Here is a 15,659-nt window from a genome sequence, read left to right as displayed (position 1 = left end):
ACATATCGAAACTTGCACATGCAGGTGATAATGTTACTATATCCCCTTCTGACGAAATATTCTCTGCTTTATCTATTGCTTGTTCTAAACTTTCTACTATATATATAGGCATACTACAGTTATTTTCACGTAACACCTTTTCAAATTCTTCTTTTATCTTACACTTAGTTACACCTAATAATATTAAACTCTTTACCTTTAAGTATCCTTCTTTTGCTAATGGCTCAAATGGTATATGTTTATCATATCCCCCTGCAATTAATATAACTTTCTTTTCAAATGCCTTTAATCCCGCCAATGTTCTAGTTGGACTTGAAGCAATAGAATCATTATAGTACCTTACGCCATTAATTTCTCTTACAAATTCACATCTATGCTCTACTCCTTGAAAAGTAGTTGCAACTTTCTTCATATTACTTATACTAACATCTTTACAAACAGCGCAAAATGCAGCAAGTAAATTTTCAACATTATGCATTCCCATTAATTTTACTTGTGAACGCGTACATACTTCACTGTCGTTAATAAATAATGTATCTTTTTCAAAATAAGCACCATTTTTTATTTTATCTTTAATACTGAATTGCATCAATTTGCCTATTGCTTCATCTATCATTGAATTAGTTATACTATTATCTTTATTTAATATTAAAATTCCTTCTTTATTTTGAAACCTAAATATATTTTTCTTTGCATCTACATATTCATCCATATCTTTATGAATATCTAAGTGATTAGGACTTAGATTTGTTACTATAGCAACATCTGTAGAATACTTCATATTCATTAATTGAAAACTTGATAATTCTAATACTACCTTATCTTCTTTTTTTATATTTTCTATATTTGAAAATAAAGGATTACCAATATTTCCTCCAATCCATGACCTGTATCCTTCTTCTTTTAGCATATTATATATAAGAGAAGTCGTTGTAGTCTTTCCATCACTACCTGTAACACCAAAAACTTTAGCAGGACAATATTTAATAAATTCCTCCATTTCTGAAGTTATATATGTACCCTCTTTTTTTGCTCTAACAAGAGCTGGATTATCAAATCGCATTGAAGGAGTTTTAAATATAACTTGAAATCCCTTTAACTCATCTAAATAATTTTCTCCTAATACTAAATTTACACCTTTATTTTTTAACTCATAATAACTTTCACCTAATTGTTCCTTTGTTTTTCTATCAAAAGCTGTAACTTTTGCTCCCAACTTTAATAAGAAATAAATTAATGGTTTATTACTAATTCCTATACCAACTACAGCAGTATTTTTATTTCTTATAAACTTTTTAAATTCTATAAAATCTCGCTTCATAGTTACCTCCAGTTAAAACAATTAATAATATTCATACTTAATTATAGCACTGTAAAATAAAAGAACAACGGTATATTATATATAATTTTCATACTAACTCATTTCTCATTATGGTTTAAAAATGTTGAAATTGTTCGAATTTATTTAATTTAAAAACTTCAATATATGCTATTGAAATACTTTCTTACTTTATGCTATACTACTTTTGTGCCGTAAGAAAGTATTAATAATTCCCCAAGTTTTAGTTAAACATATGACATATCCCCATGATTAAACCCTATTTTTACCGGATACGCGATATCCGGTTTTTTTCTTTTTTGATACAAAATAAAAACCTATGTTTATATTTTTCATAAACACAGGTTTTTTATTTTTTTCAACATAATATACAAAATTAGGTATTTTTATTTTAATATTTTAAATTAAAATATTAATTTTCCTTCTAAGAATTTTTCTAGTTCATTTATATTCAATCTAACTTGCTGCATTGTATCTCTGTCTCTTACTGTTACTGTATTATCTTCTAATGTATCAAAATCTATTGTTATACAATAAGGAGTTCCAATTTCATCTTGTCTTCTATATCTCTTACCTATACTTCCTGTTTGATCATACTCTATATTGAATTTTTTACTTAATTGAGTATAAACTTCTAATGCTTTATCTGATATTTTCTTAGTTAATGGAAGTATTGCTGCTTTAAATGGTGCAAGTGCTGGATGAAAATGAAGAACTTTTCTTACATCACCATTCTCAAGTTCCTCTTCATCGTATGCATCTACTAAAAATGCAAGCGTAACTCTATCTGCACCAAGAGATGGTTCAATACAATACGGAACATATTTTTTATTAGTTGTAGGATCTAAATAACTCAAATCTTGACCTGAATGTTCCATATGTTTCTTTAAGTCATAATCTGTTCTATCAGCAACTCCCCACAACTCACCCCAACCAAATGGGAATAAGTATTCTATATCTGAAGTAGCATTACTGTAAAAAGATAATTCTTCTTGTGAATGATCTCTAAATCTTAAGTTTTCCTTATTCACACCTAAATTTAATAGGAAGTTCCAACAGTATTCTTTCCAATATTTAAACCATTCTAAATCTGTTCCTGGCTCACAGAAAAACTCTAATTCCATTTGTTCAAATTCTTTTGTTCTAAACGTAAAGTTTCCTGGAGTTATTTCATTTCTAAAAGATTTACCTATTTGGCCAATACCAAAAGGTACTTTTTTTCTTGTAGTTCTTTGAACATTTTTGAAATTTATAAATATACCTTGAGCTGTTTCTGGTCTTAAATATATTTCTGACTTACTATCTTCAGTTACACCTTGAAAAGTTTTAAACATCAAATTGAATTTTCTTATATCTGTAAAATCACTTTTTCCACATTTTGGACAAACTATATTATTATTTTTTATATATTCTTTTAGTTCTTCATTTGTCCATCCATCTGCGCTTACATCATCTTTACCTTGTTGTTTTAAATGATCTTCTACTAATTTATCTGCTCTATGTCTTGCTTTACAAGCTTTACAATCCATTAATGGGTCTGAAAAACCTCCTACGTGTCCTGACGCTACCCAAACCTCACTATTCATTAATATAGCTGAATCTATTCCTACATTGTAAGGACTTTCTTGAACAAATTTTTTCCACCATGCTTTTTTTACATTATTTTTAAATTCAACTCCTAAAGGACCATAATCCCAAGCATTTGCAAGTCCACCATATATTTCAGACCCTTGAAATATAAATCCTCTAGTTTTACATAAAGATACTATTTTATCCATAGTTTTTTCACATCCCATAACTTTAACCTCCTTCGTGTTTTTAATAACTTTATTCTTACCAAATTTTTAGTAAAATCACGTAAAAATAAAAAAAAAGCCTATACCTTAAGGGACGAAATCTTGATTCCGCGGTTCCACCCTCATTGGCATTAGCCCGTCTTTCTGTATAATAACATTCAAAAGTGCCCTTCATAATAATTTTTTAACTATTTGCACCAACCATAGTCTCTCTAGAAAAAAATTATCATTACTCCTCTTTATCATCATGTATATGTTAAATTTTATTTTATACCTTATATTTTATCAAAATCACTTTTATTGTCAATACTAATCATTCAAAAAAATGCAAAAAATAAAAAAATGGCTCCGCAGAGAGGACTCGAACCTCCAACCTATCGGTTAACAGCCGAGTGCTCCACCATTGAGCTACTGCGGAACATTTATCACAGTTATTATTATAGCATGGTTTTTCTATTTTGCAAGTATTTTTTTATTTTTTTTATAAGGTTAATTTTTGCTTTAACAAAAATCTTTAATTATACATTATAATAAACATATTCTTTTATATATTTGTAAATCTTTTATTGTTTCGCTTTCTTATATATTCTCCAATATTAGTAACTGAAAAAACCGTAAATACTATAAAAATTCCAGGAAAAATACTTGTCCACCACTTATTTGATAGAATATCCTTTTGAGCATCAATGAGCATACTTCCCCAAGAAGGAATATTTGCTGGAAGACCTAATCCTAAAAAACTTAAAGTTGACTCTGTCATTATTCCATATGCTACATTTAGAGTACATATATAAATTATTGCCGGCACAAAATTAGGCACAAAATGCTTTAATGATATATGTATAAATCCTCCCCCCATATTTTTAGAAGCTAAAACAAAATCCATCTGTTTAAGTTTTATAACTTCTCCCCTTACAATTCTTCCTATTTTCATCCAACCTGTAAATGAAATTAATAATATAATTTCTAATAAACCTCTAGTTTGAAAAAATGATTGTATAAATGCTGCTAATATGATAGTTGGTACTGTCAAAAACATTTCTAATATTCTTGTCATAACCTTATCTACATACCCACCAAAATATCCACTAACACAACCATATATAATTCCGATAACACTTGAATTTATCATAGAAATAATTCCTATCAAAATAGAAGTTTTACCTCCATAGATAGTTCTAATTAGAATATTTCTTCCCATTGAATCAGTTCCAAATATATACTTTTTACAAGGAACAATATATGTATTAGACAAATTAATGTGATTAGGAGACTCTTTTATTAAAAATATTGAAAAAAGAATTAATACTGATATACTACATAGAAAAATTATAGAAAAAATAGGATACTTAATTTTATTATCCTGCATTACATCACCCCTTGTTTATCCTTGGATCAAGTACATGATTAAAAATATCAGCCAATAGATTAGCAAAAATAACTATCATCCCTGTTACTATAACTACTCCCATTAACAATGGATAATCATGAAATTTTGCTGATTCAAAAACAAATTTACCTAATCCTGGATAAGTAAAAATAGCTTCTACCACTAATGAACCTGATATTAAGTGATAAATAGAAACACAAATCAAATTCATATATGATGGCAAAATATTTCTCAGTACATGAGATGAAAGTATTCTAAATTGGGAAAGTCCTCTAGCCTTAGCTGCCATAATATAGTCTTCATTCAATTCTTCTAGTACTTTATCTCTTACAAAATTTGTATAATATCCTAAATGTCCTATAAAAACAACAAACCACGGAAGTATCATATGTTTCAACCTATTTGTTAAATTTCCTTCATATCCTATATCGTATACTCCAGAAGAAGGTAATATTTTCAAATTAACACTAAATATAAGTATTGCTATAAGTCCTAACCAAAATCCTGGAATACAATAAAAAAAAGTTCCTATTTTATTTATAACTTTATCTATAATGCTATTTTCTTTTATTGCACACAATAAACCTAAGCCAATAGAAAATAATATTATAGAAATTATGGTAATTACCGCTAAAAACATTGTATTACAAAAAGCCTTTTTAATTATATCACTTACCTGGATATTATATTTAAATGACACTCCTAGATTTCCATGTATAAACCCATATATCCAAGATTTATATTGATAAATAAGGGGCTTATCAAGCCCCATACTAGTTATTATTTTCTGTCTTTGCAACGGTGATATCTTCTCTGCTGATTCACCATAAATTGAGTATAAAGGATCTCCTGGAGCTAAATGAGATATCATAAAAATGACAAAACTAAGTACAATAAAGCTAAAAATTAAATTTAAAATTATACTGATTATATTTTTTAACATCCTTACTTTAACTGTTTTCATTTAATATCCCATTCTTCTACATTCCATAAAAAGCCTACTCCATGATGACCTAAAACTGTATCTTTTATTCCAATAATATTTTTATTAGCACCATATACAGCATCTATATATGCAATAAGACTAAATGGAGGGTCATTTGAAAATTCTTGTTGAAACTCTTTATAATATTTTTTTCTTATATTATCATCTTCAGAAGTCCTTGCTTTTTCTAAAAGTTCATCAACCTTTTTATTTGAATACGCATTTAAATTTACTCCACTTTCTATTTGTTGAGAATGAAAAACTTTATAAGTATGATCATCTGGATCAAATGGACTACCCCATCCTATTAAAAAGCCTTCGAGTTTGTCCCATTTAACTGAACCTTTTGGAACTACTTCAACTTTTGCATCTACATTCACATCTTTAAAATATTGAGTTATGACATTTGCTATATTTGTTCTTACTGGATCCCCTTCAAAACATGTTATTTTAAAAGATAATCTTTTACCATTTTTTTCTCTTATACCATCTTTTCCAACTTTCCAACCAGCTTTATTAAGTAATTCTTTTGCCTTTTTAGGATTATACTTATATTTTTCAACATTTTTATTGCTATAATTCCCCATTTGCAATGGACTATATGCTACTTGTCCCATTCCTGTTAATACTTTATCCACTATTTTTTTCTTATCTATAGCATAAGTTAATGCTTTTCTTAAATCCACATCTTTAAAGATAGGATTTCTAAAATTATACATAATACCTCTATAATCTGCTGTCTTTTCTCTATATAATTTAATGTTTTTATCATTTCCAAAACTATTCATATCATGTGGTTCAAGTTGAGCAAGATCTAATTCTCCAGATTTCAATTGAAGTGCTCTTGCTTTTTCATCTTCTACAATTTTAAATACTACCTTATCAATTTTAGGTCTTCCATTATAATAATCCTTATTTGCTTTTAAACTTATATATTGTCCCATCTCCCATTTATCTAATTTATATGACCCTGTTCCTATAGGATGTTGATTAAATGAATTTTTAGTTATATCTTTTCCATCTAATAAATGTTTTGGAATCATCCCAACAGATAAATAATCAAGTATAGGAGTACATGGCTTACTTAAATATATTTTCACTGTGTTTTTATCTACTACCTCTACTTTCTTTATTTCTTCATAGTTAGTAGCTATCTCAGAATTATTTTTAGGATTTTTTATAGCCTCAATTGTAAATTTAACATCATCTGCTGTAAAATCCTTTCCGTCGTGCCATTTAACATTTTTTCTCAATTTAAAAGTATACATAAGATTTTTTTTATCATATGTCCAACTTTCTGCCAAATCGGGAATAACCTTTGAATTTTCATCATGTTTTGTAAGCCCTGAAAAAATTATTTTATGTATTTCCGCATGTTCATCCAATGCAGGATTTATTCGTGAATAATCACAAGCACTTCCATATGTTAATGTCTTTACTTCTGAAACGTTACTTTTCGAAATATTATCTTTTGTTTGATTTGCTGTAGGTTTACTACCACATCCTACTACTGAAAAAACTAACATTGCTGCACTTAATATCCCTATAAGTCGCTTTTTCATCATAAAAAATTCCCCCTCAAAATATTGTATATTATTTAAAAAAACAAAAAAGGTAGAGAAATTTTCTCTACCTTCGTGGTATCAATTCAGTAAGCCATTAATCGAACATATATAATTTTAGAATTATATAAGTTTACTTCACTACATTAACATTCGTATTAATGTATCTTTTCTTATATTCAAACCTCATGTCACATTATAACATATTAATTTGAAAATTAAAACTGTTCTTGTAATATTTAGTTGAATTTTCTATTAAATCTTTAATTACTTACTTTGACTTGGTTTCATTGTTGGGAATAATATTACATCTCTTATTGAATAAGAATCTGTTAACAACATTATAAGTCTATCTATTCCTATTCCTAATCCTCCTGTTGGTGGCATACCTATTTCTAATGCATGTAAGAAATCTTCATCTATTACATATGCCTCATCATCACCAAGTTCTCTTTCTTTTGCTTGCTGCATAAATCTTTCTCTTTGGACAACAGGATCATTTAATTCAGAATATGCATTACATAATTCTCTACCAAATATAAATCCTTCAAATCTTTCAGTAAATTCTTCATTTCCTCTTTTCTTTTTAGTAAGAGGTGAAATTTCAACTGGATAATCATATATAAATGTTGGCTGAATCATCTTCTCTTCTGCATATTCTTCAAATAATTCATTTAAAACTTCACCCTTTGTTACATATTGAAGTTCTTTTTTAAATTCAAGATTCTTTTCTTTAGCAATTTTTCTAGCTTCTTCATCATCTTTGATTTCATTAAAATCTACACCAGCATATTCTTTAACCGCATCTACCATTGTAACTCTTCTCCATGGTGGTTTGAAATCAATTTCTGTACCTTGGTATGTTACTCTAGTTGTTCCTAATACCTTTTCGCAAACATATGCAACCATATTTTCTGTTATTTCCATCATATCATTATAATCTGCATAAGCTTCATATAATTCTATCATTGTAAATTCTGGATTATGTCTTATATCTATACCTTCATTTCTAAAGTTTTTACCTAAATCATATACTTTTTCAAATCCAGCAACAATTAATCTTTTTAAATATAACTCTGTTGCAATTCTTAAATACATATCTATATCTAAAGCATTATGATGAGTTATAAATGGTCTAGCAGCTGCTCCACCTGCAATTGGAGAAAGTATAGGTGTCTCTACTTCCATAAATCCTTTATTATCTAAAAATTCTCTTATATATTTTATTATTGCCGTTCTCTTTATAAAAGTATCTTTAACTTCAGGATTCATTATAACATCTACTTCTCTATGTCTATATCTAAGGTCTGGATCTTTTAAACCATGGAATTTTTCTGGAAGAGGTCTTAAAGATTTAGATATAAGTTCAAATTTCATAACTCTAACTGAAATCTCGCCAGTTCTAGTTTTAAATACTGAACCTGTAGCAGTAACAATATCTCCTATGTTAAGACTCTTAAATTCTTTTAATTTATCTTCTCCTACGTTATCTATTTTAATGAATAATTGAATTTTTCCTTCTTTATCATGAACGTCTGAAAAAACAACTTTTCCTTGCCCTCTTTTAGACATTATTCTTCCAGCAACTGTAACTTCTGCTTCTTGTAATGACTCAAAACTATCTTTTACTTGTTTTGAAGAATGAGTTACGTTTACTTTATAAACGTCAAATGGATCTTTACCTTCACTCTGAAGCGCTTTCAATTTTTCTAGTCTTTGCTGCATTTGCTCATTTAATTCCGCTTCCTGTTCATTTAAATTTCTTTCTTCATTAGACATTACTATCCCTCCACCTTATGCTCTTCTTATTTCTATAATTTCATACTTACTAGTTCCATCTGGAACTGTTATTTCAACAATATCTCCAACTTTTTTTCCAATAAGCCCTGCCCCAACTGGAGACTCATTTGATATTTTATTTTCCATTGGATCTGCTTCTGCAGAACCAACTATTGAAAAATCAACTATTTCATCAAAATCATAATCTTTAACTTTAACTACAGCACCTACACTAACTACTCCTTCATCTACTTCACTTTCATCTACTACATTAGCATTTTTAAGCATATTTTCTAATTGTACTATTCTACCTTCAGCAAATGCCTGTTCATTTTTTGCTTCGTCATATTCTGAGTTCTCACTTAAATCTCCATATGAAAGTGCTACCTTTATTTTCGCTGTTATTTCTTTTCTCTTTACAGTCTTTAAATATTCTAACTCATCTTCTAACTTTTTAACCCCTTCATAAGTCATTATATATTTTTTATTACTCATTTTTGTCTCCCCTTTTAAATATTCTAATTGATTATATATCAACACTTACTCAACTATTTAAGTAATTATAAATCAGCAAACTAATAATGTCAACATTTATGAATACGTAGCATTAGTAATAATCCTAAACAATAAAATTGAATTTTTCTATATATATTCCATTACACTTTAAATCTTCTTCAACCCTTTTATTATGACCTATTTGACTAAGTATAGCACCAATAAGTTGAATGTTTTTTTCTACTCCTTCAATTTCCCATGGAGTTTTGTAAATAACATTATTGATTTGTAAATTTTGGGTATTTTTAGGAATAAACTTATTGTTCAAGTACCATATTGAACTTTTATATTTGGGTTCAATATTTTTAGACGTTATTATAAATTCTGCTTCCTTTAAAGCATATACATTATCTCTTGTTATAATTGGTGTCACTCCATAATTGGCCATCACATATTCTCTTATGTTTTTTAATAACTTCAAATTATCTGACAATAATATTATATATCTAGCAACTTTTGCTAACTCATATATTATGTATCTATTTATTTTATCTTTAGCATCATATATAAGTATACAACTATTATTTATATTTTTATTTCTCACCCTTAACGATAATTTTATACTTCTTACTATACTATAAGCAAACAATTTCTTTTGATACTCATTAAAAATATCATAATCAATAATACTCCATATATTAGGTGACATTTCCACTTCAGAACTGTTTCCAAACCGCTTTGCAATATTTACATTTCTGTAATAAGATTTTATATCTACATTAGCTGGAATTCTTACTTTTTTAATAGATATATTTATATCTTTTATAAAATATTCTCCTTCATATTTCACCTTTAATCTATCTTTTATTCTACCAAATAAACTGGAGTCTTTATAAATTACATTATCAGAACTTAAATTTATTATATTATTCATTTACTTTCCTTTTTTACATTGATATATGTATATATTATTCTTTTCACTAATAATAAATTCCTAATTCTTAATTACAACTTTATAATTCATTATTATCTAAAATACACTGTTTGTATTCTGATAAAATTTTAATCACGCTTTCACTTTTTTCTTCTCTATTTATCTTATCCTTTATTTCAGTACAATTTTTCATTCCTTTTATGTACCAAGCTATATGTTTTCTCATTTCTCTTACAGCAGTATTCTCTGTATGATAGAAAACAGCTCTTTTCAAATGATCAATACAAACTTCTAGCTTTTCTGTATCTGTAGGACATTCAATTTCTTTCATATTAATTGCTTGATTTATCTGTTTGAATATCCATGGATTACCCTTTACTCCTCTTGCTACCATAACACCGTCACAATTAGTTAATCTTTTCATATCAATTGCATCTTTAGCACAAAAAATATCTCCATTCCCTATAACGGGAATAGATACCTTGTCTTTTACTTGTCTTATTATATCCCAATCAGCCTTTCCTGAATACATTTGTTCCTTAGTTCTTCCATGTACTGTTACAGCATCCACTCCAGCTTGCTCCATTCTTTGTGCAAAATCCACAGCATTAATATTTTTAGAGTCAAAACCTTTTCTAAATTTAACAGTAACAGGTTTTACAGATGCTTTCTTAACCTCTTGTACTATATCTGCTGCTAACTTAGGATCGTTCATCAATGCTGAACCTTCACCATTTTTAACTATTTTAGGTACTGGACATCCCATATTTATATCAATTAAGCATATATCTTTATTTTCATTAAAACAATCACATATTTTAGCCATAATATATGAATCACTTCCAAAAATCTGTACTGCTATTGGTTTTTCTTTATCAGAGATTTTTAAAAGCTTTTTAGTATTTTCACTACCATAATACATACCTTTAGCACTTACCATTTCTGTATAACTAAGTCCACAACCCATTTCTTTACATATTTCTCTAAAAGCTATATCTGTAACACCTGCCATAGGTGCTAAAAAAACTTCATTATTGAATTCTAAATTTCCTATTTTCATTCACACACCTACTTTGCATTCTTCTCATATATAATCTTTAATCCTTGTAAAGTTAAAATAGGATTTATTACATCTATTGTTTTAGATTCACCATATATAAGTTTAGCAAATCCTCCAGTGGCTACAACAAAAGTTTCATTTTCTCCTAATTCTCTCATTTCTTCTTTTATCTTATTTACTATATAATCAACTTGCCCAATATAACCATAAACTATTCCTGCTTGCATACTTTTTACTGTATTTTTACATATTATCTTTTTAGTTTTCAACAATTCTACTCTAGGAAGTTTTGCTGCCCTCTCAAATAAAGCTTCTGACGATATTCTTATTCCAGGACATATTACTCCTCCAAGATAATTTCCGTTTCCTGATACAACACAAAAAGTAGTGGCTGTTCCAAAATCTATTATTATAAGAGGTTTTTTATAGATTTCATGAGCTGCTACTGCATTAACTATTCTATCTGCTCCAACTTCTTTGGGATTATCATATTTTATATTAATACCTGTCTTTACCCCTGGTCCTACAACTATAGGTTGTACTCTAAAATATTTTTGTATCATATGTTCTAATGAATACATAATATTAGGAACTACTGATGAAATTATAACTCCCTTTACATCATTAGCATTTATCTGTTTTTGCCTAAATAGCTCCATAACTTGAATTCCATATTCATCTGCACTTCTTGTAGCTTGTGTAGATAATCTCCATTCTACAACTAATCTATCTTCTTTATATATACCTAAAACAATGTTTGTATTCCCAACATCTACAACTAAAATCAATTTTTAACACCCCTTATAAATTATAAGAGCAGCTGTACAGCTGCTCTTACGTCTTAGCTTAATAATCGATGATTAACAATTTAATTTTAACAACTAAATATTATTTGTCAAGTTAATTTTTAACTATACCCCAAACATTGTAAGAAGTATTCCTGCTGCTACTGCTGTTCCTATAACACCTGCAACATTAGGTCCCATTGCATTCATAAGTAAGAAATTTCCTGGATCCTCTTCTTGTCCAACTTTTTGAGCAACTCTTGATGCCATAGGTACAGCTGAAACACCTGCTGCTCCTATAAGTGGATTTATCTTACCACCTGTAGCTTTATACATTATCTTACCAATAAGTACTCCTGCTGCAGTACTTATTCCAAATGCAACCATTCCTAATACAACAATCTTGATTGTTCCCGGTTGTATAAATATTTCACCTCTAGCTGTAGCTCCTACTGTTAATCCTAAGAAAATAGTTACTATATTTGTTAGCGCATTCTGTGCTGTGTTTGACAATCTTTCAACAACTCCACATTCTTTAAATAAATTACCAAGCATCAACATACCAATTAAAGATGCAACTGATGGAAGTAATAGAACTACTAATATAGTTACTACTATAGGAAATACAACTTTTTCAACTTTTTTAACTTTTCTAAGTTGTCCCATTCTTACTGTTCGTTCTTTCTTAGTTGTTAATGCTCTCATTATTGGAGGTTGTATCATTGGAACTAATGCCATATACGAATAAGCTGCTACAGCTATAGCTCCTAAAAGTTCCGGAGCTAATTTACTTGATAAATATATTGCAGTAGGTCCATCTGCTCCTCCTATTATTCCTATAGATGCAGCCTGTTGAGGTGTAAATCCCATAAGTATAGCGCATAAAAACGCGAAAAAAACACCAAACTGTGCTCCTGCTCCCATCAAAACACTCCAAGGGTTAGCTAATAATGGACTAAAATCCGTCATAGCTCCTACCCCTAGAAAAATCAATGGTGGATATATATCTGCTTCTACTCCTTGATATAAGTACCATAGTAATCCTCCAGCCTGTCCGTTAGTTGGAGGACTCATAATACCTGTTGCTGGCAAATTAGCTAATATCATTCCAAAAGAAATTGGTATAAGTAAAAGTGGTTCAAATTCTTTTTTAATTGCTAAATATATAAGAACAAATGCAACTAAAAGCATTACTATCTGTCTCCATCCAATTGCCGCGAATCCAGAAGAAAGCCAAATTTCTCTTAATGCATTCAACATTTTCTTTTCCCTCTTCCTCTTTTATTGAATTACTGCTAAAACGTCTCCAGTGTTTACTGAAATTCCTTCTGATACATTAACTTCTACTATTTTTCCATCATGTGGTGCCATTATTTCATTTTCCATTTTCATAGCTTCTAGTACAAATAATACATCACCTTTTTTAAATGTATCTCCTTTTGACACATTTACTTTTAATATTTTTCCTGGCATTGGGCATTCGATTTTTTCACCTTCAGAATTTGATTGTTTAGGCTTTGGAGCTGTTTTAGTCTGTGGTACTTTCTTTTGTTGTTTTGATTCAACTTGTGCTAAAGTTGCTGCACTTTCAGAAAAATCTCCTTCAACTTCTTCAACTTCAACCTCATATCTATTTCCATTAACATTAACAATATATTTTTTCATTTTATTCATCCTCCCATTTTACTTTAAGCTACTTTTTATAGCTGTATCTCTCCAATTACTTCCATTATTTAACCTTCTTATACTTTTTATTTGTAATCTATCACTTGGCACATCTGAACAAGTTGACAACGCCGCCATTATAGCTGCCACTATTTCAAGTTCATTATCTTGTTCTTCTATTACTTCAGGCTTTTCTATCACTTTAAGATCTGACTTATCAGCTTTAATTTCTTTCTTCTTATCTCTAAGTATAAAGGTTTGAATGTTTATAATTAATGCTATACATACTAAAACCGTAAATACTAAAAGCATAGAAAAGATTGTTATTTCTAATCCTTCTAAAATGGACATTTTTATTCCCCCTATATCAATATACTACCATGTTTTTTAGGGTATTTTATTTCTCTTTTACTTTGAAGCATATCAAACATGGCAAATAATCTTTGCTTTGTCTCTGAAGGTATTATTATATCGTCAACATGTCCTTTTTCTGCTGCTAAATATGGACTTGTAAATTCATCAATATGACTATCTATTAATTTTTCCTCTTTTTCCCTTGGATTATCACTACTAATGATATCCTTTTCATATAATTTCTTTGCCATTTCTCTTGGCTCTATTAATGAAATTTTAGCAGATGGCCAAGCATATGTTATATCAAACGATGTTTCTTTACTAGCTAATGTTATATATCCTGCTCCATAAGCCTCTCCTATAATCAAAGCAATTTTTGGCACTTCAGCTTCACTTAATGAATAAACTATCTTAGAAGCAAATACTGCAAGTCCATTTTTTTCTTCTTCTAAACTTACCTCAAATCCTTTTGTATCAACCATAGATAATATTGGTATATTAAAAGCATCACACATTTTAATAAATCTACTTATCTTATCTATATTTTTTATATTTAAACAACCTTTTTCTACATTCTTATTTGTTGCTATTATTCCAACTGATATTCCATTAACTTTTATTAATCCAGTAATTATTGCTTTTTGCCACTTAGAATTAATTTCAATAAGACTTTTTTCATCACTTATCTCATTTATAATTTCATATATATCATAACTTTCAGTTTTAGCAATTTCGTCTAATCTTGATTTAGGAATATTTAAATCAACAGGTTCACTTTCACATACCGAAACTTCTAGATTATTAGAGGGAATGTAACTCATTAGTTTTTTTATTAAGCTAAATGCTTCATCTTCTGTTTTCACTTCTAGTTGTACATTACCATTCCTATTAACATTTTCTGCATTTGAATATGTATTTTTATCAACATATTTTTCTTCTTTTTCTATAAGCTTTTGAGATGAATTTATACATAAGCTTCCACACTTATCTACTACAATAGTAAAATCACTCATCGTAGCACTTAATGCTGCTATTCCTTCACAAGGTCCAACTATAACTGCTATTTGAGGAACTACACCTGATAGACTTGTATTTAAATTTATTATTTTACCGTAAGCTTCCAAGGCATCTAATCCATCAGATATTTTTGCACCTACAGAATCCATAATTTGTATTAAAGGAGCTCCCATTTTTTGTGCCATTTTCATTATTCTACATATTTTATTACTGTTAGTTTTATTTATCAAACCACCATTAACAGTATAATCTTGACTATATAAATAAACTAACCTTCCATTTATTGTTCCATAACCAGTTATTACACCTGCTCCATTTTTTTCTATTAAATTACCTATTTCAATAAACGAGCCTTCATCTAAAACTTGTAATATTCTCTCTCTTGCAGTCATTTTGCCTAAATTATGTTGTATGTTAACCTTTTCTTGACCTCCTCCTTGAATATTTTCATTCTTTATACTTATCAAATTCTCTACTTTATCCATAGATTTTCCTCCT

At 28.7% G+C, this 15,659-nt stretch carries 14 protein-coding genes, 1 tRNA gene and 1 other annotated feature (1 of these 16 cut by a window edge); all 15 genes read right to left on the bottom strand.

Annotated features, from left to right (window positions below):
• Positions 1 to 1,321 carry the 5' portion of a UDP-N-acetylmuramoyl-L-alanine--D-glutamate ligase gene (murD, locus tag ACFIJ5_RS01650; protein WP_379803046.1) on the bottom strand. It extends 56 nt beyond the left edge of the window, so only the first 1,321 of its 1,377 coding nucleotides appear in the window; it begins with the start codon at positions 1,319 to 1,321; the stop codon falls past the left edge of the window.
• 422 nt (positions 1,322 to 1,743) lie between these two features.
• Positions 1,744 to 3,135, bottom strand: a complete 1,392-nt coding sequence (locus tag ACFIJ5_RS01645) for a glycine--tRNA ligase (protein WP_379803044.1) — start codon at positions 3,133 to 3,135, stop codon at positions 1,744 to 1,746.
• Between the two features lie 87 nt (positions 3,136 to 3,222).
• Positions 3,223 to 3,390: a binding site (T-box leader), on the bottom strand.
• A gap of 88 nt (positions 3,391 to 3,478) precedes the next feature.
• Positions 3,479 to 3,553 (bottom strand) — tRNA-Asn (locus ACFIJ5_RS01640).
• 126 nt (positions 3,554 to 3,679) lie between these two features.
• Positions 3,680 to 4,504, bottom strand: a complete 825-nt coding sequence (locus ACFIJ5_RS01635) for an ABC transporter permease (protein WP_379803041.1) — start codon at positions 4,502 to 4,504, stop codon at positions 3,680 to 3,682.
• Between the two features lie 4 nt (positions 4,505 to 4,508).
• The gene (locus ACFIJ5_RS01630) at positions 4,509 to 5,489 is read right to left on the bottom strand and encodes an ABC transporter permease (RefSeq protein WP_379803038.1); all 981 of its coding nucleotides are present in this window, start codon (positions 5,487 to 5,489) and stop codon (positions 4,509 to 4,511) included.
• A complete protein-coding gene (locus ACFIJ5_RS01625) occupies positions 5,486 to 7,075 on the bottom strand; it encodes an ABC transporter substrate-binding protein (RefSeq protein ID WP_379803035.1) in 1,590 nt (529 codons plus the stop codon). The genes ACFIJ5_RS01630 and ACFIJ5_RS01625 overlap by 4 nt, the downstream gene beginning before the upstream one ends.
• 264 nt (positions 7,076 to 7,339) lie before the next feature.
• Positions 7,340 to 8,851 (bottom strand): lysine--tRNA ligase, encoded by a 1,512-nt coding sequence (gene lysS, locus ACFIJ5_RS01620; protein ID WP_379803033.1) that lies wholly within the window; start codon positions 8,849 to 8,851, stop codon positions 7,340 to 7,342.
• 15 nt (positions 8,852 to 8,866) lie between these two features.
• The gene (gene greA / locus ACFIJ5_RS01615; protein WP_379803030.1) at positions 8,867 to 9,346 is read right to left on the bottom strand and encodes a transcription elongation factor GreA; all 480 of its coding nucleotides are present in this window, start codon (positions 9,344 to 9,346) and stop codon (positions 8,867 to 8,869) included.
• A gap of 124 nt (positions 9,347 to 9,470) precedes the next feature.
• Entirely contained in the window at positions 9,471 to 10,280 is an 810-nt protein-coding gene (locus ACFIJ5_RS01610) for a hypothetical protein (protein ID WP_379803027.1), read from the bottom strand.
• A gap of 79 nt (positions 10,281 to 10,359) precedes the next feature.
• Complete coding sequence (gene dusB, locus ACFIJ5_RS01605; RefSeq protein ID WP_379803025.1) at positions 10,360 to 11,340, bottom strand: tRNA dihydrouridine synthase DusB; 981 nt, start codon at positions 11,338 to 11,340, stop codon at positions 10,360 to 10,362.
• An 8-nt stretch (positions 11,341 to 11,348) separates the two neighbouring features.
• Positions 11,349 to 12,128, bottom strand: a complete 780-nt coding sequence (locus tag ACFIJ5_RS01600; protein WP_379803023.1) for a type III pantothenate kinase — start codon at positions 12,126 to 12,128, stop codon at positions 11,349 to 11,351.
• 123 nt (positions 12,129 to 12,251) lie between these two features.
• A complete protein-coding gene (locus ACFIJ5_RS01595) occupies positions 12,252 to 13,385 on the bottom strand; it encodes a sodium ion-translocating decarboxylase subunit beta (protein WP_379803020.1) in 1,134 nt (377 codons plus the stop codon).
• 21 nt (positions 13,386 to 13,406) lie between these two features.
• The gene (locus ACFIJ5_RS01590; protein ID WP_379803018.1) at positions 13,407 to 13,790 is read right to left on the bottom strand and encodes a biotin/lipoyl-containing protein; all 384 of its coding nucleotides are present in this window, start codon (positions 13,788 to 13,790) and stop codon (positions 13,407 to 13,409) included.
• Positions 13,791 to 13,808: 18 nt separating this feature from the next.
• Positions 13,809 to 14,141, bottom strand: coding sequence for an OadG family protein (locus tag ACFIJ5_RS01585; protein ID WP_379803016.1), 333 nt, complete (start codon positions 14,139 to 14,141; stop codon positions 13,809 to 13,811).
• An 11-nt stretch (positions 14,142 to 14,152) separates the two neighbouring features.
• Positions 14,153 to 15,646 (bottom strand): acyl-CoA carboxylase subunit beta, encoded by a 1,494-nt coding sequence (locus ACFIJ5_RS01580; protein ID WP_379803014.1) that lies wholly within the window; start codon positions 15,644 to 15,646, stop codon positions 14,153 to 14,155.
• Positions 15,647 to 15,659: the final 13 nt, after the last annotated feature.

Origin of the sequence: Haloimpatiens myeolchijeotgali, assembly GCF_042688525.2 — a bacterium.
GTDB lineage: Bacteria > Bacillota > Clostridia > Clostridiales > Clostridiaceae > Haloimpatiens.
Note: the sequence above shows the minus strand (reverse complement) of the source record. Positions and strands in the feature narration are given on the sequence as shown.